The sequence below is a fragment of the Nocardia sp. NPDC056541 genome, from assembly GCF_042794235.1.
GTDB lineage: Bacteria > Actinomycetota > Actinomycetes > Mycobacteriales > Mycobacteriaceae > Nocardia.
The window spans coordinates 11481-31549 of the sequence record NZ_JBHTUD010000031.1; the positions used below are offsets into that span (position 1 = coordinate 11481).

Genomic DNA, 20069 nt, shown 5'->3' on the forward strand with positions numbered 1-20069 from the left:
GAGTCATTTCCGGGTACCATCGCCCAGGACAGCGCCCGCGTCGTGAAACGCCGCAAATGCCTCTACCCCAAGTGCGCAGGGTATAAACGTCACTGGTGGTGATGTCCGAACGTCGCCGTCTGCCCCAGCCGCGCACCGAGCGGACCTCCCGACGCGCGGATCTAGAAGGAAGGTGTTCGCCGGTGGCAACACGAGACCGCAGTTCAGCCGACCAGGGCCGACCCCTGCGTCGTCTCGTGATCGTCGAGTCGCCGACCAAGGCCCGCAAGATCGCGCCCTACCTGGGTCGCAACTACACGGTCGAGGCCTCGGTGGGCCATATCCGCGACTTGCCGCGCGGTGCCGCCGACGTGCCCGCCAAATACAAGGGGCAAGCGTGGGCCCGCCTCGGTGTCGACGTCGATCACGACTTCGAGCCGATCTATGTGGTGAACCCGGATAAGAAGGCCAAGGTCGCCGAGCTCAAGAGCTTGCTGGCCGACGCCGACGAGCTCTACCTCGCCACCGACCCCGACCGCGAGGGCGAGGCCATCGCCTGGCACCTGCTCGAAACGCTCAAGCCGAAGGTCCCGGTTCGCCGGATGGTCTTCCACGAGATCACCGAGCCCGCCATCCTCGCGGCCGCCGCCGACACGCGCGAGCTCGACAACGATTTGGTCGACGCCCAGGAAACCCGTCGCATTCTGGACCGCCTCTACGGCTACGAGGTCTCCCCGGTGCTGTGGAAGAAGGTCATGCCGCGGCTGTCCGCCGGTCGCGTGCAGTCCGTCGCCACCCGGGTGATCGTGCAGCGTGAGCGCGAGCGCATCGCGTTCCGCTCCGCCGGGTACTGGGACATCGCCGCCAAGCTCGACGCGGGTCCCGACGAGAAGTCTGATTCGACCAACCCGCGCACGTTCGGCGCGCGGCTGGTGCAGGTCTCCGGCGACCGTGTCGCCTCCGGTCGTGACTTCGGTTCCGACGGTCAGCTCAAGTCGGCCACCGGTGTCGTCGTGCTCGACGAGGCCTATGCCCGCAGGCTGGCCGAGGCGCTCGACGGCGCCGCGCTCGAGGTCAGCTCGGCCGAGGCCAAGCCGTACACGCGCAAGCCGTACCCGCCGTTCATGACTTCCACGTTGCAGCAGGAAGCGGGCCGCAAGCTGCGGTTCACCTCCGAGCGCACGATGCGGGTCGCGCAGCGGTTGTACGAAAACGGCTACATCACCTACATGCGTACCGACTCCACGACGCTGTCGGAGTCGGCGATCGCGGCGGCTCGCTCGCAGGCGACCCAGCTCTACGGCGCGGAGTACGTCTCGCCGTCGCCACGCCAGTACACCCGCAAGGTCAAGAACGCGCAGGAGGCACACGAGGCGATCCGTCCCTCGGGTGACACCTTCATGACGCCCGGTCAGCTGGCCTCGAAGGTCGACAACGACGAGTTCAAGCTCTACGAGATGATCTGGCAGCGCACGGTCGCCTCGCAGATGGTCGACGCGCGCGGCACCACGCTGACCCTGCGCATCACCGGCACCGCGCGGACCGGCGAGGAGTGTGTGTTCTCGTCCTCGGGTCGCACCATCACCTTCGCCGGGTTCCTCAAGGCCTACGTCGAGAGCGTGGACGAGGAGGCGGGCGGCCAGTCCGACGACGCCGAATCCCGTTTGCCCGCACTGGAAGAGGGCCAGAGCGTCACGGCCGTCGAGCTCACTCCCGACGGCCACAGCACCAACCCGCCCGCCCGCTACACCGAAGCCTCGCTGATCAAGACGCTGGAAGACCTCGGCATCGGCCGCCCGTCGACCTACTCCTCGATCATCAAGACGATCCTCGATCGCGGGTACGTCTACAAGCGCGGCAGCGCGTTGGCCCCGGCGTGGGTGGCGTTCGCGGTGGTCGGCCTGCTCGAGGCCTACTTCGGTCGACTCGTCGACTTCGACTTCACCGCCGCGATGGAGGACGATCTCGACGCCATCGCCGGTGGACGCGAGCAACGCGGAAACTGGTTGTCCAGCTTCTACTTCGGTGGCGAATCCGGCGCCGAGGGTTCGGTCGCGCGGTCCGGTGGCCTCAAGAAGATGGTCTCCGTGCAGCTCGACGACATCGACGCGCGCGAAGTGAACTCGATCAAGATGTTCGTCGACGAAGAGGGCCGCGATGTCGTGGTCCGCGTCGGCCGCTTCGGTCCGTACCTGGAGCGGATGATCATCAATCCCGATGACCCCGAAGGGGATCGGATCTCGCAGCGGGCGAACCTGCCCGACGATCTGCCGCCCGACGAGCTGACGCCCGAGGTCGCCGAGAAGCTGTTCTCGACGCCGCAGGAGGGGCGCTCGCTCGGCGTCGACCCGGTGTCGGGGAACGAAATCGTCGCCAAGGAAGGACGTTTCGGCCCGTACGTCACCGAGGTGCTGCCGGAACCGCCCGCACCCGAACCGGACGCGGCGCCCGCGAAGAAGACCAAGAAGGCCGCGGAGGTCAAGCCGCGCACCGGTTCGCTGTTCAAGTCGATGGACCTGGCCGAGATCACCCTCGACGACGCGCTGATGTTGCTCTCGCTGCCCCGCGTGGTCGGCAACGATCCCACCTCGGGTGAGGAGATCACCGCGCAGAACGGCCGCTACGGCCCGTACCTGAAGAAGGGCACGGATTCCCGTTCGCTGGCGACCGAGGATCAGTTGTTCTCGGTCACCCTCGAGGAGGCGCTGAAGCTCTACGCCGAGCCCAAGCGTCGCGGGCGTCAGGCCGCGGCTGCGGCACCGCTGCGTGAGCTGGGCAAGGACTCGGCGACCGACAAGCCGATGGTGATCAAGGACGGTCGTTTCGGCCCGTACGTCACCGACGGCGAGACCAACGCGAGCCTGCGCAAGGGCGACGAGGTCGAGTCGATCACCGACGAACGCGCGTCCGAACTGCTGGCCGATCGCCGGGCGCGTGGGCCGGTGAAGAAGGCGGCGAAGAAGACGACCGCGAAGAAGGCGGCCAAGAAGGCGCCCGCGAAGAAGGCGGCGGTGAAGTCGACGGCGACGAAGACGGCGACCAAGACCGCGGCGAAGAAGTCCACCGCGAAGAAGACGGCAGCGAAGAAGGCTCCGGCCAAGAAGGCCGCCGCGAAATCCGCTGGGGCAGAAGAGGCTTGATCGCTCGCCCGTGCGCCCGCCCGGCCTCGGTGAATCCTGTCGGACCCCGCGGCTAGGGTGTAGCGCGTGGCAGGTGTCTTCGATCGACTGGTCGGCCAGGACGTGGTCGAGACCGAGCTGGCCGCTGCCGCGAAGGCGGCGCGGGCCGGTGTGGTCACCGGGGCGATGACGCATTCGTGGTTGTTCACCGGGCCTCCCGGTTCGGGGAGGTCTGTCGCGGCGCTGTGTTTCGCGGCGGCGCTGCAATGCACCGATCCCGAGACCGTCGGGTGCGGGCAGTGCCATGCCTGCACCACCACGATGGCCGGTACCCACGGTGACGTGCGGCGCATCATCCCCGAGGGACTGAGCATCAGCACCAAGGAGATGCGGGCCATCGTGCAGATCGCGGCACGTCGCCCGAGCACCGGTCGCTGGCAGGTCGTGGTTGTCGAAGATGCCGACCGCCTCACCGAGGGGGCCGCCAACGCGCTGCTCAAGGTGGTCGAGGAACCGCCGGACCGCACTGTGTTCCTGCTGTGTGCTCCCACCGTCGACCCCGAGGACATCTCCGTCACCCTGCGCTCGCGGTGCAGGCACGTTCACCTCGTGACACCGACCGTTCCCGCGATCGCCCAGGTCCTGCGCGAGCGCGACCGACTCGACGCGAAGGCCGCCGACTGGGCTGCTTCGATCAGCGGCGGCCATGTCGGTCGAGCCCGCCGCCTCGCCACCGACGAGGACTCTCGCCAGCGACGCAAGCGTGCCCTCGCTCTGGTCACCGCGACCGAGCGCCCCGGCGCCGCCTACGCCGCCGCCGACGAACTGGTGAAGTCAGCCGACGACGAAGCCAAACTGATGAGCGCCGATCGCGACGACCGCGAACGCGACGAACTCGCCACCGCTCTCGGCGCGGGCGGCACCGGCAAGGGCTCGGCGTCGGCCACCCGCGGTTCGGCGGGCGTTCTCAAAGACCTCGAACGCCGCCAGAAGTCCCGCGCCACCCGCACCGGCCGCGACGCACTCGATCGCGCCCTCATCGACATCGCCGGCATGTACCGCGACGCCCTGGCCATGCGATTCGCCGGCCGCGGCACCCCCATCACCCTCACCCACCCCGACATGGCCGACGAGATCACCGACCTCGCCACCAACGTCCGCCCCGAAGGCCTGCTCCGCAGCATCGACGCCGTCCTGGCCTGCCGCGAAGCCCTCGACCTCAACGTGAAACCTCGCTTCGCCATCGCCGCCATGACCGCCACCCTCATCACCGCCCGCACCACCTGACCACCCGTTTTCGCGTTCTACCCCTTCCCGCGATAGACTCGCGTCGCCGAAATGGCACGCCGCCTTAGCTCAGTCGGTAGAGCGCTTCACTCGTAATGAAAAGGTCGCGAGTTCGATTCTCGCAGGCGGCTCAACAAAAAGGCCCCTGACGTGGTGATTCACGTCGGGGGCTTCTTTGTGTGCATCGCACAGATCGGTCATGTGGTCACATTGTGTGCAGATATGTCATACCGCTTTGCGAGGGACCAGGGCTGACACCGCTTCCACCGCTGCGTCCTTTGCGTCGTCGTACACGCTGGCGTAGATGTTGCCGGTGATCGCGAGGTCCGAGTGTCCGAGCACTTCCGACACCATTTTCATGTCCGACCCCGACGCGAGCATGAGCGATGCGGCCGTGTGCCGGAGGTCGTGGAACCGGATCGGGGGCAGATCCGCAGCGGCAACCAACCGCTTGAATTCCTTGGACACCCGGTGCGGGTCGAGCGTCTGTCCGTCGGGTGTGGTGAACATGTACCCCGATCCCTTGCCCACACCCCACGACAGCAGTTCGGCACGTTGGGCCGACCGGTGCGCGGTGAGCAGTTGAACACCCGCCTTGCCGACCGACACACACCGGCCGGACGCATCGGATTTCGGAGTGTCTTCGATGATTCCGTCTGGCGTGCATACGAGTTGGCGTTCGACCGTGATCGCTCCGTCGTCCAGATCGGACCACTTCAACCCGCACACCTCGCCCCGACGCAGCCCGCAGTGCGACGCGATCCAGAACAACCCGTACAGCGGATGATCGGTCACCGAATCGAGGAATGCCCCGAGATGCGCCGGGGTCCACACCATCGAGGACGACGGGCGGGGAGCGGACCGGCGGGCGCGGGCCACGGTCATGCCGTTCTCCACCAGCGCGGCAACCTCCCACCGCCACGTCGTCTCTCGGGCTTTCGTCCACACCAGCGCACGGGGTGACCGGCCACCGGCCAATTTCACCAACGCCGCCGCGTTGACCGTCACAAGACCGGCCCTGAGAGCGTCTGAGAGCGCCGAACGGAGCACGGCGCGCATACGTTGTGCCGACGACGGTGCAAGGCGGGTGTGGGCATCGAACATCGCCTTGACCTGGGCGGGCCGGAGGTCACGCAACCGGATGTGTCCGAGGTGGGGCACGAACACCTTCTCGATGTACCGCTTGTAGTTGGCATGGGTGTTCGCCTTGATGTCGTCCTTGCCGTCGATCCACTCCGCGAGGTACTGGCCCACGGTCATCTTCTCGTTGACCACAACGCCTTTCGCGGCAAGGGCCTTCACTTCATCCATCGCGGCAACGGCCTCGTTCTTGGTGTCGAACCCCGCTCGCCGGACTTGGCTGCGTACCCCACCCATGCCGACGACGCCGATCGTGAAGCCCCACGTGCCGTGGTCGGCCCATGCGCCGTTGAGGCGCTTGAGCTTCGGGCATTTGGGGCCGAGTTGCACGCGCTTGCCGTTGTCGTCCACGGTCGTGCACCCGCACCGCCGGTAGACCGAACCTTGTGCCATCAGAGTTCCTTCGCCTAGAAATGACAATGGCCCCGTTGCCGGGGCGCATTGGGTATGAGGGTGTAGTTGATCAACGGGCCGAGCTGTCGGCTCGTCCGTTGTCAGTTATGCAGTTGTGGCAGAGCCGGTTTAGCTGTCGGCACCCTCCTCCATGTGCAACTTGATCTCGTTGGCGAGGCGCTTGGTCATGCCGCCACGAAGGTTCCGCATGGCAGCTGGGTCTTTGGTGCCGTGGTGAGCCAGCCGCTTGTCGCGTTCCTCGGTCGCGGTGTGGCCCCACAGTTTCCGTGCGATCCGAATTGCCTCATCGCGCTCGATGTCGAGGCGAGTGGCAATGCTCTCGTCGGCGGGGAGCCGTACGTCGTTGGTGAAGTCGACAGGCCGTGACTTGAGACGCTTTCCCTTCCCTTGCAACGCATCTCGCATCTCGTCGCGACCGATTGCGAAGCTCTTGGTCAATGCGACTTCGCCCTCGCCCTCGAACCACTCGTGGAGCTGGACGCCGTAGATGCGGGACAGGATCAACAACTCTTCGATTGGGGCGGATGCTTTCTTGCCACTCTCATACGCGGAGACATGACTCTGTGCCCAGTTGAGGCCGAACGCCGACACGCGTTGAGCGCACTCCGACTGGCTCTCGCCTGCCTTCACCCGGACACGTTTCAAGTTCAGTCCTACCACTTGACCTGGGTCTTTGGTTGTCATGCAACAGACAATACCGTATATGAAGAATAGTTGCACGTATTCATGACTCCCGGTTACCGTTGGCATCGAACATACGTAAATCGTGTTCATGACAACGAGCTGGGAGATGGAAAATGGCCGGTCAAATGACCATCGAGGAGATTCGGGCATTGCCCGCTGCGATCGGGATCGAGACAGCGGGGCGTGCGCTCGGGTTGTCCCGTCAACACGCATACACGTTGCGAATGGGCGATGAGTTCCCCGTGCAGGTACGCAAGATCGGCGGACGATACAAGGTCGCGACGGCGGACGTGCTGCGGTATCTGGGCATCGAACCGTCTGCACATGACGTGACCACACCGCCCGCTACCGGCAGCAGCGACGGCCGGATTTCACCCGTTGTGAAACCGCGCTCCGTGGTCCATCCGGGCACGGGCAAGGTCATCGATCCGGACAAGGGATACCGAGTCGACGGACGGCCGATGCTCGGTGCCGACATCATCGCGGTACTGCGGCGGTGGGGTGTGGCGTCATGATCCCGCCGCTCCCGCCCGATGGGGTGTGTCAGTTGTGCGGGCAACGGATCAACCCCAACGACCCGCCCAACGACCAAACGATCTGGCACGAGGAGGGCTGCCGGTACGCCCCGCCTTACGCGGTGGATCTGGACGCACCGGAGAAGTACCCCGAGCACCGGGACTGCCTTCACCGCAAAACCTTGCGGTACGTCAAGCAATGCGAGCGTCGTCGGCGACCGGTGCCGGAGCAGGCCGACCAGCACCCCCGATGCCGCCACCCGATGACCGCCTACGCGGTGCGCATGTGCAACCGGCGTCGGAAGCGGAAGGGGACGCCAATCCCTCAGCGGGGCAATCAGGAGAAGTCCTCACCCGCCGATTACATCCGCCCCGCGACTCCAGAGGATCGCGCCGCATGTGCCGCGAAACACGAGACAGGACAACAGAAATGAGCGAAACAACCGTGGCGATGCGCCGCACGATCGACAACCGAGACGCGTCGATCATGGCCTCCCACTTCGGGCGAATGTTCCGCGCAGATGGGTTGCTGGTCGCGTCGTTCGGCAAGACGCCCGGTGCGATCCGCGAGTACCCCAACACTCGCGAGGGGCATGAACGGTTGTACGCCGACGCGACCAAAGCGCAAGCAGGTGGACACAGTTCGTTCTTCAACGGTGGGGTGTGGTCGGAGGTCGGCCCGACGCTCAGCGGTCGAACGGCCACACCCGCCCCGGAGCAACACGTGCTGTGGGTGGACATCGATGCGGACAAGAACCCGGACTGGGATCTGCTGAAACGGTTGCAGCGCAAGGGATGCCTGATCATCAATTCGGGCTCACCGGGGAACCAACACGTCTGGTTCATCATCGAAGACGCCATGGACCCGGATACCTGGCAGGAGATGAACACCACGCTCACTCGCGCGGTCGGCGCGGATGCCAAACAGGACCGGCACTCCTGGCTCCGGCTCCCATACATGAGGAGTTACAAGCCCGTTCATGGACCGGAGGGCCGCCCGGTCAGGATTCGCGATGTCGGCGAAGGTGCTTGGGGCCTAGACGAATTCAAAAAGGCGATCGGCTACACGGGCCGTACGGCGCCTGGGCGTGCCACGCGGCGGAATGATGCCGATACCGCCCCGATAGCCCGTGAAACGGCCAAACAGCGGGCTCTACCAGCGGCTGTGCGGCGGGTGTTGGTCGCCGAATACGACGACCGGAGCGACAAGTGGTGGAAATTCTGGCGGGAGTGCGCCGAACACGGTGTGTCCAAGAAACAAGCTTTGGCGCACACCCTTGATGGTGAGGATCTGCCCGCGAAATGGACCGAGGCATCGATCACCAAACAGATTCACAAGGCCTACGTGGAGGGGACAGGCCGGCCTGAGCCCTCAGCCCAAACGAAGAAGCGGCGGAAATCCACAGACATGAACCGGCCGAGTGGTGGGCTCACGATTCGAAGGGCGTCAAGCGTGAAGATCAAGAAGCTGTTCTGGCTCTGGCAGGATCGGATTCCGCTCGGGGCGCTGTCGCTGCTGGGCGGCCGAGAGGGAACGGGCAAGTCCTCGGTCGCGTACGGGATCGCGGCAGACGTTACGCATGGCAGATTGTCCGATGGCTACTACGACGGACAGCCGAAGAACGTAATCGTCTGTGCAACAGAGGATGCGTGGGACACCACGATCGTTCCCCGTCTTCATGCGGCAGGTGCGGACCTGGACCGGATTCTGTTTTTCGAAGCCGAGGACGAACAGCTCATGTTGCCGAACGACAACGAGGCGTTCGCCGATGCCGTCCGTGAGTACGAGGTCGGTCTGGTGATCTTCGACCCCATCGTGTCTGTGCTCGATGATGTCGTGGATGTGGACAAGGGGCGGGACCTTCGGAAGGCGCTGGAACCGATCAACCGCTTAGCCGCAGAGGCGGATTGCGCATTCCTCGGCATCGCCCACTTCAACAAGCGCACTGAGGGCGACATGGGAATGCTGCTGAGCGGATCGCTGGTGTGGTCGCAGGTTGCACGTGCGACGTTGGGTCTGATGGCGGACCCCGACGACGAGAACGGTTTCTTCTTCTTCAACGGCAAGAACAACAACGCGCCAGGTGATGTGCCAGTCCTGAAGGGCCACACCGAGGCCCGATTCGTGCCGACCGACGATGGAGACGAAACCCGTACGTCGGTCGCGGTGTGGGACGGAGAGGCCGAGGTCACCCGGCGGCAGTTGCTCGGCATCGCGTCCAAGTCCGCGGGGAACGGCAGCCCGGTCGATCAGTGGCTGACAGAACAGATCATCAATGGCCCAGTGGCCGCCACGGAGATATTCGAGCGGGGTAAGGCTCGGGGATACACCGAGGACCGGTTGCGGCGTGCCCGGAAGCGCATAGGGGCGGAAATGTTCCGTGAGGGGTTCGGCAAGGGCGGCGTCTTCATGTGGCGCATCCCCGAAGCCTGACCACACCCACCCGCGTACGTGGGGCGGCATGTATGCGATCAATGCAATCAATGGATCTACGCACACGACCTCATTTTTTCTCTATCTATTTAATTGATGGTCCCCATAGATCGCATTGATTGTAATTGTGTCGCCCCCCCCGCGCGGAATCGAATCATGTAGCAATAGACGCTCCCGATCGTGGGGTGTGGAAATGGAAGGATTGACATGTCTTTGAAATTATGGGTTAGTCGGAACTTCGCGCCGGACAAGGGCCGCGAGACGATGTATACGCCGAGGAGCGAGGGGGATACGGATCTCACCCGCGCTTATCAAGATGTACGGCGACTGGGTGGTGTGGTGAATATCCCGCAGTCGATGCTGTGTGATGCGTGTGCGCCACCCAGAGTCTTCTATCCGGGTCGGACACCGGTCGTCGGCCGTGAGTTGGAAGTATCGCGAAGGCTGCACGAATGGGAGTGTCCGCGCGCGCTGATGCTGGGCCGGTACGCAGAGTATGTGGATGCGAGCGGGTGGCTTGGTAAATGGATGAGCCGGATAGAGCCGGGACATCCAGCGCTAGTGGTGCTCGGTGTCGATGCCGGAATGATCACGCGGAACTATGAATTCTATTGGGATCTGCTCGGTGGGGTGTGGTCGGTGGAGCATACGGAAATCTGCTCGGATTGCTCTATGCCGTATATCGGGATGCGCCTTGACGACGACGGGAAGCATGGCGGGGTGATCGAATGGATCTGCGACAACTCCAATTGCCCAGGGTCGGACCAGTTGGCGAATCCGACCGCCGTCGCAGCGTGGAAAAAGGAAGAAGGGAGGCAAGTCAAGGAACGGTTTCGGGAACGGCGGCGGGAATGGCATCGTGACCGGGCCGTATCCGATTGATATGTAAGGGCCTTTTAGGTATTAGAAAGGATGGCCTATTTCGATAGAATGGAATACGCGTTTTATGCCCAGTGCCCGCAATGAAGGAATGGCAAAATGCCTGCACAAAAATACAGCTTGACCCGAATGGTGGTCGAAGAATTCTACATCGCTCTCTTCGAATGGCTTGAAGAGGATGTGCGTGACATGAGCCATTACAACGATCATGTGCACTCCACAACCCCGTCGGTCTCCGACGAGGAATTGTGCGCCGACTGCTCGTCGCCGGAGGTGGTGGTGTCGTTGCTCGATTCTGGGCGATACCGAATTGAACGTGTCCGCCACGATGACACCTGCCAAACGGTCCGGGCGGAACGTGTCCGGCGGAACGAGAAACGACGGGCCGCGCGTCGGGCTCGGGCCAAGAATAGTTAAGTCTTTCCCGTTCACGATTACTACGTAATGGGCAAATGGACCTTTTCGTTAGGTCACGCATAGGAAGGAAGGTCATGGAACAACTCACCGAGGACGACTTGAAAGACATGTCGCCCGCACAGATTGTCAAGGCACAGGAAGCGGGTCAGTTGGACAAACTGATCGGAAAGGAAGAAACGAAATGAACGACGAATTGCAGCCCGAGGCATCGGCCCCGTTCCCCCGGAGCATCGTCCGTGCAGCGACCAGGCCCCCGCGCCCGGCTGCACCTCCCAGCGCCGTCGTGCTGCGTGAACCGACACCGCCCCTGCGGCCCCGCGCTGATCTCCCCGCAGTCGAGCGGGAGTCGACCCTCATGGAAGGAATGACCGAATGACAATCGCAACCGCCGAACGGGCTGCCCAGGACGCCGCTCAGGCCGTCATCGATCTCGAAGAGCGGGTACGCGACGGAGACACAACCGTCACGGCCACGATGCTCGAAAAGGCCCGCAAGGAAGCATCATTCGCTCAGCTCCAGATCGATGCCGCTCGGCGGGGTGTGGAGAAGGAACGCCAGGCCGAACATGCCGCCGACGTGAAAGCGTTCATGGCGGACTACGAGGAGCACATGGCCGGGGCCGACCTCACGGACTTGCGCGGGGCATACGCCGACGCCGTGGTTTCGGTCGCGTATCTCTTCACCCTGCTCGAAGATCGCAGGCGGGAGCAGACCGCCATCATGAACCGGGGCCAGTCGCTCGGTCTCACTGTCGGCAAGACCCCGGTGCCGAACGACGCCGACCGGTGGCGGGAGCAGTTCCTCAACCCCGCCACGGATTTCGTCGCCCTGGCAGTGGAGGAAGGTCAGAAGGGTTTCGCGTCCCGCAACGGACAGCCCGCCGTCCACGTCCTCCACACTCCCGAACGCCGCGAGGAAATCGGTTCTCTCCCACGGGATGACAAGCACGAGCGCGGTATTGAGATGCGCGACCGCATCCTGAACGAGGCCATTGCCGCGACCGAACCCGCATAACCTCTCTGCCCGTGGCGATGCCGTCGCGGGCAGAAGAGTAGAGACGCTACCTAATCCCGCATGAAATCCAGGCCGGCCTGCTCCACCTCAGGTTAGGTATGTGCAGGGTGTGGTCAGCGTCGATCGACCTGTGTACGTTACGAACCCGGCTTCTGCATGTACTTCGGATTGAGCTGAATGGACATCGTCCCGCCGTCTTCGCTCTCCGTCGCAACGAACAGGGCTGGCGTGCCCCCGACCAAGCCCTCTCCGTAGGCGTAGTTGACGTTGATCTCTGTGAGCCGTCGATGATGTAGCGGGATCTCGGATACGCGAATTACTGCCTTGGCTGTGATTTCGATGGCGTCGATTCGGTGTCGTTCCGACGTGTTGCCGTAGCGGGCATATAGCGACTGTTCTTCGCCGTCTACCTTGATCGTCCACGCAGGACCGACGCTGATGACGGCCGTTCCGTCCACATCCTCCGCGATGTTCGCCAGGTCGATCTGGTCCATTATCTGAGTCCAACCGCCCTGGATGACCGCACCCGCGACCGCTTCGAGTGAAGTCAGGGAATCGTCCTCGGCCAACACATCCAAGTTATGAGGGGCGCGGAACCACTTCACGCCTTCGCCCGGACGATCGACCCATACCCGAGCACTCTCGGGTGTCAGGTCGACCTGCTTGGGCCAGAGGGATCGAACGGCGTTCACGATCCGGAACGTCGGATCTCCGTCACCAAGAGTCTCGGGCGAGATCGGGACCATGTACTCCTTGAGCGCGAGGTCCCGCGCTTGGTCCGTGAAGCCGCTCTCCGACACGAGGATGACTTTGTCGGTCGGGAGGTTCTTGTGCTTGCCGATCATCCCCTCGACCCATTGTGCCGACACGGGGCCGCGCTGCCGTGATGTCGCCTCGATGCCGATCACGAACTCATGACCGGCGGCCTTGGAACGTAAGACCACATCGACTTCACGCTTCTTGCCGGTGAGTCGGTTCGTCAGCATCGCAGGTTCTTCGATCGATGCACCATCGGCGAGGTGCTGATGGATCACTGCGACGACCGTCTGAAAGAGGTTGGTGCGTATCGGCACTGATCGAGGATACGGGACGATCATCTGGGATTTCTGGCCTTCGCCGGTTGATCCGGCCCCGGTGATCCCGCACGTTCACGCGATAGCAGCGGCTATTCGGGCCGTGGGTGGCCTGCCGGGGCCGATGGGTGCCGGGTATGCCCCCGATGGCCCCACGGCCTGCTGAGGCGGCTCAGGAATCGGTCCGCAGGGCGTCCATGGCCGCAGCGATCATCGCGCGGGCATCCTTGCCGTGAGCAGCTTGATCTTTGAGCCGGTGGAATGCCTTGTCGTACAACGCGATTTCGCTGGGTTGGGTGATCGTGAGTTCGGCCGTGACGGTCTCGACCTGGACCATGCGGGTGTCGAACATGATGAAGTTGTTGGTGGGTGTGGTGTACCGGTGCGCCGACGGCACGATGCCCAAGACCACACGCGGCAGAGACATCGCGGTGAGCAACCGGTCCATCTGTTCGAGCATCAAGTCCGCGGTGCCGACACGGGTGTGGAGGACTTGCTCGGCGAGCATGAAATAGAACCGATGATTGCCTCGGTACAACACCTGCTGCCGTTCCAGGCGCGCAGCGAGTGACTCGTCGATATCGGATTCGGGTTCGTCGCAGAAGTCGAGCACCGTGCGGAGGATCGCCTCGGCGTAGGGCGGCGTCTGCAACAGGCCCGGCACGAGGACGGGTTCGTACCACCGCATGAGGTTCGTTTTGGCCTCGGACGCAATCGACTGTTTCTGCCTGTGCGGCAGGCGCATCCGCCGCCATTCGAGGTACGCGGTTTCGACGTTGCGCAGATTGGCGATGAGGTCCGGCACCTGGTCCGCACTGCGGGTGTGGATGCACCAGACGCGTACGTCGTCATCGGTCGGCACCTGCCTGCCGTACTCGATTTTCGAGACCTTCGAAGGGGGCCAACCGGCAAGCTCGGAGAGTTGCCTACCGGTCAGCCCCGCATCCTTGCGGAGGTTACGCAGGCGCTCACCAAACGCCTCGCGGGCCTCTTTCGCGGTGGTGGTCACGCCTTGACGTAGTCAGCGTGGGGGACGGCCGTGTCCCACACTCGGTTCCACACCGTACGGGCGTGATCGACAATCACCGGGTCGTGACTGATGGCCCAACCGGCGTAGCGCCCTGACGGTTCGAAGACGGTGAACGCGAGCGCCCGGTCATCGATCAGCCAGAAATCGTCGGTGGTCAGTTCGGCCGGGTCGATCTGGTGCCGGGGGAGGTACCGGATCTCCTCGCCCACGGCGATGTTCTGTTCCGCGACGACCAGCCCCCAGCGGGTGTAGTCGACGTGTGGCTCCGTGACGATGCGCGCACGCCGCACAGAACGGCCGGTGCTGGTGACCTCACGAATCAGATTCCACCAGTCAGTGCCCCATGCGTAGTCGTCGGGCTCACCCGTCAAGAACTTGTTGAAGGGTTCTGCCTCCTCGGGCGTCTCGTACGTATCGAGTACTTCGAGGTGGTACGCGCTGTGTTCGCAGGAGCGGAGGAGGTTGTCGATCTCCTCACCTTGCAGCAGGTGCATGAACCCAAATCTCCTGTCCGACAGGGACCTCGATGCTGGTCTCGTGGTCCGGGGTGTTCATTTCTGCCAACGCTCCAACGTCGGTCACCGGATCACCCGATACGAGGAACGTGCCCCGTCCGGTGTCCTCCAACGCTGCGCCGACGCACGTTCCGGGGTGGGTGTGGGCAAGCAGCCGGTGCGGGATCTCCACGCGGTCGTCGTGTCCCTGTACCCGCCATCCCTGGATGATGTACGTACCTCGGTTCGAGGCGAATAGCGTTGGGCTTCCGCCGTTCTGTGTGTTCTTGCCCAGGAACGTTAGGCGCAACGGTGTGTCTTCCAGTGGTGCGTTTCGCACGATTTCTTCCATGCGATCGATGGTCAGGCACCAGCAGAAACTGGTCAACAGAAATCGTACCAGCGAGAAATCTAGAGAAATCCTGTTCAGATTTTCGCGGGCTGGTTCATACCGTCATTCGCAATGGGCCGGGTGAGCTTGACACCTGTCGTTCACCCGGCTCAGAGCCAATCGAAAGGGCTTGGCGTGTCGGATGATCAGTGCCATGTGCGTATCGAGTTCGGGTCGCTCGTATTCAACTACACCGCCGGTAGGGAGCAGGCCGGCCTCTACGCCAAAGACGTAGGGGAATGGCTCGGCGTTCCAGTGTTGATTGATGACGAGGTCCGCGACGACATGCCGCCACTACCTTGTGAGTCGCTGTGGTCGTAATCCTGTTCGCAACAGCGGTTCTCGCGTCGTTCGCGCTGGGCTTCCTGCTCGGTCGTCGTCGGCGCACCACACCACGCCCGCTCGGTCGGCACAGCGTCGAATACCTCACCACCCCAGCCGAAACCACGCTCGTGCTTCCGCCGGTCAGACTTCACCCGCACCACTCGGCATGGCCGCAGCGTCCAGTCAGAAGGAACTCATGATCCGCCGTCCCGTGCTCGCTGCTTTCGCCATCGCATTGACCGGTTGTGCTGCGACCGCCGACCCCACACCGCCGCCGCCGACAACGACACGGCCCGTGGTGGTGACGACACCGACCCCTCAGTCGACCACTGTGCGCACCTCCGCGCCGATCCCGTCCGGATGCCAACCGGCATCGGCCGATGCGGTGGGGACGATCTCAGCCGCGTTCACGAATCCCGCCGACACGTTGGCCGATACGTTCGCGGTCACTGCTCTGGGTGGTGTGGTGTACGTCGGCGCGAACATCATGCAGGGGACAACGAAGGTATCCAGCGCGGACGTGTGGATCGTTCGAGGTGCTGCGGTGTACGCGCTGTCCAGCGATGCCCGCAAGCGGACCACCTTGCCGGACGGCCGGAAGATCGCCAGCGCCGGAGACGAGTACGGCACGAAGGTTCAAGGATGCGTCACAACGGCGGAGCGGACCCGCAACCAATCCGGGGGCCGATGACCCGCCACACCCCACGAACAGGGCCGCCTAGGTCGAATCCTGGGCGGCTCTTACCGTTTCGGGGCATGTGGTGGTGGGGGCCGATCCCGTCAGGTCACCACGGTGCGGGCTGCAAAACGGCCCCACATCCGGAGATGCAGGGGCCGTCGAACCGGGGTGGTGGTCACTCGGTGGGTGTGGACACCTTCGCCGCTTCGGCCTTGGCGGATTCGCGCTCCTTGGACCACTTCGTGAACCGGGTCTTCATGGTGCCAACATCCTTGGTGGAGAACGCGTATCGCTTGCCGGACCCCACCGCCGTGTAGTCGTTCGAGGCGCGGAGGAACACCCGCAGCGTCTTCGCGTCGGTGCCCAGCGCTTCGGCAACCTGCTTGGTGGTGAGCGATTCGGTGGGTGTGGCCTTGGTGGTCATGGTCCGGGGTCCTTTCGATCGGGGTGGGAGGACCGTAAGAGACCGGACGCCGCCGTCTGCCGAATCTGTAGGAAGCCGTGATCTTCGGGGGCGCGACCGGGATGATTGGTTCGACACTGGGAGAGGGGCAGATGGGATCACACGAGAGGCTCATACCGGAGCGAACGATCGACTCGTTGCTCGCGGCTGAGCTCGTTCGACACGACCCGTACGCATTGATCTGGTCACCTGCGCAGTTCGACAGCTCGGCCGATCATGTTCTCTACGGCGAGCGTGCTCGCTTCGGCGTGTTCGAGTGCAAAGCTGTGAGCAGCAACGAGTCGCTTGATCCGGAGGCTCCGTGGCGCATCGAGATCAAAAGAACCCAGCTCAGCGATTACGCGCGCCTGCCGTACCCCGTCATGTATCTCTTTCTTGCTCAGCCCGTCGCCGTGCACACACCGGAGTACCGGCCATGTTCGATCGGCTCTTGCTCTGACAGAACGTGCCAAGCGTGTTGCCGTGATACTCGGACGTGGGGTGCGCTCACTGCGCATGTGAAGTCGTCGCCGTTGCCTCTACGATTGCAGCCCTGGTTCTGTCACTGGGCGTGGGTGATCACAGCCAAGGACTTGCTTGCCCATCTGGATCGAGCGACCGCCAGCTGGATAGTTAAGACGGTTCGCCTCGATGACAGTTTCTTGGGTTCGCTGCCTCGGGCTACTCGGTTGTGCCACGCGTTTCAAGAGATCGCCAAGGGTGATCGGTGGACAGTGACCACGGAGTTTCTGGCGGGAATGATGCGAGATGTTCACTGGCCCGAGGTCAGCGACGATGATCCTGGGGCCACCCCACCCATGTACAGCATCGTGTCCTCCGGCCCGTATGGGGGATAAGTGTGCACACGATGTGGTCACAAACGCACGATGACGGCCGGGCACGGGGGAGCATCGAAACCGGTGTCTACCTGCGTAGGGACGGACAGGCGGGGTACCCCGGATCACTGCCGAGCACGGTTTCTAGCTTGCTCGTAATGAAAAGGTCGGGGGTTCGATTCCCCCAGGCGGCTCCAGCTCAGAGGCCCTTTCCGGTTCGCCGGGGAGGGCCTCTCTCGTTTCAGTGTGCCAACCGGCGGGAAATCCGTCCTGCGGCTCACCGGTTCAGAGCGGCCCCCGCCGCCTTCGATTCGTCCGCGTGCGTGGCAATCGGGCGGTCGTCCGACACGCGGCACCCAGCGCCAGGAACTCGGCGCGCTGCGCCTTCTCGAGCGCCGCGAGATGCGAGCCGAACCAACCGGTCCCGGGTCGCGGACGGAACAGACGCCTGGTATCTCGCGCAGCCTGCGCATCGACTGGTCAGTGTCCGTTCGGTCGAGATCGGGCACGTTGCGCGCCGTTGAAGCCGATCTCGCACGCGCATCTCGACGTCACCATTGCTGCTGTGCTCCGTTGTTGCAGGACCACACCTGGACCCGCCCGGTGAGCGTATGGCCGTTGGTGGTCAGCGCGTCCAGGCACAGGCGATCATTCAGGCCGTTGCGCAGGCTGTGGCTGGGCCCGGCGATCCACCGCTGCTGCGCGCCGCCGTTGCAAGCCCATACCTGGACGACTCCGGTGAGCGTGCGCCCGTCGCGGGTCAGCGCGTCCAGGCACAGGCGTTCATCGAGAGCGTTGCGCAGACTGCCGTTGGGGCCGGGGATCCACCGCTGCTGCGCTCCGTTGTTGCAGGCCCATACCTGGACGACTCCGGTGAGCGTGCGCCCGTCGCGGGTCAGCGCATCCAGACACACGCGTTCATTCAGGCCGTTGGGCATTGTGATGCCGGCCCCGGCCGAGCTGGCAGGCGCGAACACCATCATGGCCGCGGCAGCTACGACGGCCCCCCGGCCGAGCAGGCCGACGAGTCGTCGAGCCGAGCGCTCGGGCCGATTACGTCCCGCACGTACTACCCCGGCAGAAAGTGGATTCTTCACTGGTATTCCCTTCATGGCGCATCCGCCTATCGGCGCGAATTGCCTTGCTGCAGCGGATTTTTCCGACTTCGATGAGGGAAATGTAGCCAGCGCGGAATGTCGGATTCTTAATGAACGCTTTCGTACGAGGGTGCCTGGGCACGAGATTTCCCCGAGGTGCGAACATCCTCGGGGACGGTGAGTTACCCGCGGCACTGGTGCGGGCTGCGCCGCACAAGGGTGAGCAGACTCCGCCAGCCGAACTGGGACCGGCGGGCAAGGAACCGCGTACGTGGTGCACGGCGCGGGCCAAGCGGCCGACCACGCGCACCACGCAACCCCGAATTCGACCTATCGGGTCGTGGCTGAAACCAGCTCTGACCTGCTCTGCCTCGGTGACCTTCGTCGCGCTGATCGTGTTCCGGATAGTGCACGGCGATGACCGGGAAGTCGGTCACCTCAGCTGCAGATCGTTGATCGACCCCTCGGCTGAAATGGACTCCCTACATCGCAGAAGACGACTTCGAATATCGACAGCGGTGGTCTGCCCGGGCGACAACATGCCGAGGTTCCCGGCGCGGAGCGGGTTGCGAAGGGGGTGTGGCGGCGGAGTTTGTGACCGGGCCGAGGGCTGCGGTAAAACATGTGCGACCGCACAGACGCGGTCGTCCGATCTTCACATCCGTTGTATGAGAGGACTTTTCAGCACATGGATCCAATTCTCGGTCAGATCTCGATCTTCACTTACGGCTGGACACCGCAGGGCTGGTACCCGTGCAATGGGGACATCCTGAAGGTCTCCGACCACCAGGCGCTGTTCAGCTTGATCGGCAACAAGTTCGGTGGCGACGGCAGGACGACCTTCGCCCTGCCGAATCTCAAGGCTGCCGGTGAGACGCTCGGCGACAACCTCCTCTACGCCATCGCCACCGAGGGCATCTACCCCCAGCGCCCGTAGACGCGGAGGTTTCAGCGGCGCGGGTACTGGCCGGCGACCGTTCTCTACATACCCACTGAATAGTGCAGGGCGGGTATCGGAAAGTTCCGGTGCCCGCCCTTGCTGTAGGTGAACCAGTCCTTGTACGCCGTGGGCTGAACGCGATAGCGGCATGGCCGGATGTGTGCCGATCGGGTGGTCTTCTTCGGTCTACGCTGTGCTGCAGCAGTTCAGTGTTGTGAACGGTAAGGATCGAAGCGTGCCCCCGCCCCCTCGTAGTCGCCGCCAGCCCACGCAGGATCGAGCCAAGGCGACGCGGAACCAGATCCTCGACGCCGCCGCGAAGTTGTTCGGGGAGCGCGGGATCACCGAGACCTCGACCAATCGGATCGCGGTGGCGGCCGGAGTCAGTATCGGTACGGTGTACCGCTATTTCAACGACCGCTCGCGAATGGTCGACGAGCTGTTGGACCGGCTGCTCACTGACATCGAAACGGCGTTCACCACCTCGATGTTCAGTCTCAGGGGCTTGTCCACCCAGGAGATTTTCACCGCGATCTTCGGTGTCATCACCGACGTATTGGTCGCCAATGCCGGGCTGCTGCGGGCGCTGATCGCGGGCGTGCAGTTCTACAGCAGCGGCCTTCCCGAGTTCGAGCCGCGGTTGCGGCTGATGATCAAGATGCTGGTGATCCAGATCCTGGGTCCAGGCGATGACCACAAATACGACGTGATGGCCTCGGTCGTGGTCAACACTGGATTCGCGGCGGTGCTGCGCGCCTCGGCTCTCGATGTCGATGGCAGCGAGCGCCGTGAACTCATCGCAGCCACCGCTGAGATGGTCGCGACGTGGTTCGACGAGCATCAGCTCCCGAACCGTGATCTCACCTGGTAGTCCGCTGGCA

Annotated in this window: 17 protein-coding genes and 1 tRNA gene; 9 read left to right on the plus strand and 9 right to left on the minus strand. The window is 63.7% G+C overall.

The window, feature by feature from the left end; all coding sequences use genetic code 11:
* Window positions 1-182: 182 nt before the first annotated feature.
* The 3 genes from topA (at window position 183) to ACFQ9R_RS32815 (ending at window position 4516) form a co-directional block, all read left to right on the plus strand.
* Entirely contained in the window at window positions 183-3119 is a 2937-nt protein-coding gene (gene topA, locus ACFQ9R_RS32805) for a type I DNA topoisomerase (protein ID WP_378996389.1), read from the plus strand.
* Window positions 3120-3185: 66 nt separating this feature from the next.
* The gene (locus ACFQ9R_RS32810; RefSeq protein ID WP_378996391.1) at window positions 3186-4385 is read left to right on the plus strand and encodes a DNA polymerase III subunit delta'; all 1200 of its coding nucleotides are present in this window, start codon (window positions 3186-3188) and stop codon (window positions 4383-4385) included.
* A gap of 58 nt (window positions 4386-4443) precedes the next feature.
* Window positions 4444-4516 (plus strand) — tRNA-Thr (locus ACFQ9R_RS32815).
* 94 nt (window positions 4517-4610) lie between these two features.
* On the opposite strand, the gene ACFQ9R_RS32820 is transcribed toward ACFQ9R_RS32815, so the two are convergent.
* Both ACFQ9R_RS32820 and ACFQ9R_RS32825 read right to left on the minus strand, forming a co-directional pair.
* The gene (locus tag ACFQ9R_RS32820; RefSeq protein ID WP_378996394.1) at window positions 4611-5918 is read right to left on the minus strand and encodes a tyrosine-type recombinase/integrase; all 1308 of its coding nucleotides are present in this window, start codon (window positions 5916-5918) and stop codon (window positions 4611-4613) included.
* A 129-nt stretch (window positions 5919-6047) separates the two neighbouring features.
* A complete protein-coding gene (locus ACFQ9R_RS32825) occupies window positions 6048-6623 on the minus strand; it encodes a helix-turn-helix domain-containing protein (RefSeq protein WP_378996396.1) in 576 nt (191 codons plus the stop codon).
* A gap of 125 nt (window positions 6624-6748) precedes the next feature.
* On the opposite strand from ACFQ9R_RS32825, the gene ACFQ9R_RS32830 reads away from it, so the two are divergent.
* The 4 genes from ACFQ9R_RS32830 (at window position 6749) to ACFQ9R_RS32845 (ending at window position 11882) form a co-directional block, all read left to right on the plus strand.
* Complete coding sequence (locus ACFQ9R_RS32830) at window positions 6749-7138, plus strand: hypothetical protein (RefSeq protein ID WP_378996399.1); 390 nt, start codon at window positions 6749-6751, stop codon at window positions 7136-7138.
* Window positions 7139-7568: 430 nt separating this feature from the next.
* A complete protein-coding gene (locus ACFQ9R_RS32835; RefSeq protein ID WP_378996401.1) occupies window positions 7569-9572 on the plus strand; it encodes an AAA family ATPase in 2004 nt (667 codons plus the stop codon).
* Window positions 9573-9779: 207 nt separating this feature from the next.
* Window positions 9780-10454 carry a hypothetical protein gene (locus ACFQ9R_RS32840; protein ID WP_378996403.1) on the plus strand — a complete coding sequence of 225 codons (675 nt, stop codon included), beginning with the start codon at window positions 9780-9782 and terminating at the stop codon, window positions 10452-10454.
* A 786-nt stretch (window positions 10455-11240) separates the two neighbouring features.
* Window positions 11241-11882, plus strand: a complete 642-nt coding sequence (locus ACFQ9R_RS32845) for a hypothetical protein (protein WP_378996405.1) — start codon at window positions 11241-11243, stop codon at window positions 11880-11882.
* A gap of 137 nt (window positions 11883-12019) precedes the next feature.
* Here ACFQ9R_RS32845 and ACFQ9R_RS32850 read toward each other — a convergent pair whose 3' ends face one another.
* The 7 genes from ACFQ9R_RS32850 to ACFQ9R_RS32880 all read right to left on the minus strand — a co-directional run bounded on the left by ACFQ9R_RS32850 (window position 12020) and on the right by ACFQ9R_RS32880 (window position 18263).
* The gene (locus ACFQ9R_RS32850) at window positions 12020-12955 is read right to left on the minus strand and encodes a restriction endonuclease (RefSeq protein ID WP_378996407.1); all 936 of its coding nucleotides are present in this window, start codon (window positions 12953-12955) and stop codon (window positions 12020-12022) included.
* A gap of 172 nt (window positions 12956-13127) precedes the next feature.
* Window positions 13128-13964: a helix-turn-helix domain-containing protein gene (locus ACFQ9R_RS32855; protein ID WP_378996409.1), complete on the minus strand. Its 837-nt coding sequence runs from the start codon at window positions 13962-13964 to the stop codon at window positions 13128-13130.
* Window positions 13961-14479, minus strand: coding sequence for a DUF6879 family protein (locus ACFQ9R_RS32860; RefSeq protein ID WP_378996412.1), 519 nt, complete (start codon window positions 14477-14479; stop codon window positions 13961-13963). Before ACFQ9R_RS32860 ends, ACFQ9R_RS32855 begins: the two co-directional genes overlap by 4 nt.
* The gene (locus ACFQ9R_RS32865; protein ID WP_378996414.1) at window positions 14460-14831 is read right to left on the minus strand and encodes a hypothetical protein; all 372 of its coding nucleotides are present in this window, start codon (window positions 14829-14831) and stop codon (window positions 14460-14462) included. The genes ACFQ9R_RS32860 and ACFQ9R_RS32865 overlap by 20 nt, the downstream gene beginning before the upstream one ends.
* A gap of 681 nt (window positions 14832-15512) precedes the next feature.
* Window positions 15513-15824 carry a hypothetical protein gene (locus ACFQ9R_RS32870; RefSeq protein WP_378996416.1) on the minus strand — a complete coding sequence of 104 codons (312 nt, stop codon included), beginning with the start codon at window positions 15822-15824 and terminating at the stop codon, window positions 15513-15515.
* 224 nt (window positions 15825-16048) lie between these two features.
* Entirely contained in the window at window positions 16049-16297 is a 249-nt protein-coding gene (locus ACFQ9R_RS32875; RefSeq protein WP_378996418.1) for a hypothetical protein, read from the minus strand.
* A gap of 1405 nt (window positions 16298-17702) precedes the next feature.
* Complete coding sequence (locus ACFQ9R_RS32880) at window positions 17703-18263, minus strand: ricin-type beta-trefoil lectin domain protein (RefSeq protein ID WP_378996420.1); 561 nt, start codon at window positions 18261-18263, stop codon at window positions 17703-17705.
* Between the two features lie 673 nt (window positions 18264-18936).
* Here ACFQ9R_RS32880 and ACFQ9R_RS32885 point away from each other — a divergent pair.
* Both ACFQ9R_RS32885 and ACFQ9R_RS32890 read left to right on the plus strand, forming a co-directional pair.
* Window positions 18937-19185, plus strand: coding sequence for a phage tail protein (locus ACFQ9R_RS32885; protein WP_378996422.1), 249 nt, complete (start codon window positions 18937-18939; stop codon window positions 19183-19185).
* A 238-nt stretch (window positions 19186-19423) separates the two neighbouring features.
* On the plus strand, window positions 19424-20059 hold the full coding sequence (locus ACFQ9R_RS32890; protein ID WP_378996424.1) for a TetR/AcrR family transcriptional regulator: 636 nt from the start codon (window positions 19424-19426) through the stop codon (window positions 20057-20059).
* The last annotated feature ends 10 nt before the right edge of the window (window positions 20060-20069 follow it).

What these genes read in the sequence shown, in the direction of transcription:
- ACFQ9R_RS32820 (WP_378996394.1), bottom strand. Translation starts at nt 5,918, where the DNA reads ATGGCACAAGGTTCGGTCTACCGGCGGTGCGGGTGCACGACCGTGGAC.
- ACFQ9R_RS32825 (WP_378996396.1), bottom strand. Translation starts at nt 6,623, where the DNA reads ATGACAACCAAAGACCCAGGTCAAGTGGTAGGACTGAACTTGAAACGT.
- ACFQ9R_RS32830 (WP_378996399.1), top strand. Translation starts at nt 6,749, where the DNA reads ATGACCATCGAGGAGATTCGGGCATTGCCCGCTGCGATCGGGATCGAG.
- ACFQ9R_RS32835 (WP_378996401.1), top strand. Translation starts at nt 7,569, where the DNA reads ATGAGCGAAACAACCGTGGCGATGCGCCGCACGATCGACAACCGAGAC.
- ACFQ9R_RS32840 (WP_378996403.1), top strand. Translation starts at nt 9,780, where the DNA reads ATGTCTTTGAAATTATGGGTTAGTCGGAACTTCGCGCCGGACAAGGGC.
- ACFQ9R_RS32845 (WP_378996405.1), top strand. Translation starts at nt 11,241, where the DNA reads ATGACAATCGCAACCGCCGAACGGGCTGCCCAGGACGCCGCTCAGGCC.
- ACFQ9R_RS32860 (WP_378996412.1), bottom strand. Translation starts at nt 14,479, where the DNA reads ATGCACCTGCTGCAAGGTGAGGAGATCGACAACCTCCTCCGCTCCTGC.
- ACFQ9R_RS32865 (WP_378996414.1), bottom strand. Translation starts at nt 14,831, where the DNA reads ATGGAAGAAATCGTGCGAAACGCACCACTGGAAGACACACCGTTGCGC.
- ACFQ9R_RS32875 (WP_378996418.1), bottom strand. Translation starts at nt 16,297, where the DNA reads ATGACCACCAAGGCCACACCCACCGAATCGCTCACCACCAAGCAGGTT.
- ACFQ9R_RS32880 (WP_378996420.1), bottom strand. Translation starts at nt 18,263, where the DNA reads ATGAAGGGAATACCAGTGAAGAATCCACTTTCTGCCGGGGTAGTACGT.
- ACFQ9R_RS32885 (WP_378996422.1), top strand. Translation starts at nt 18,937, where the DNA reads ATGGATCCAATTCTCGGTCAGATCTCGATCTTCACTTACGGCTGGACA.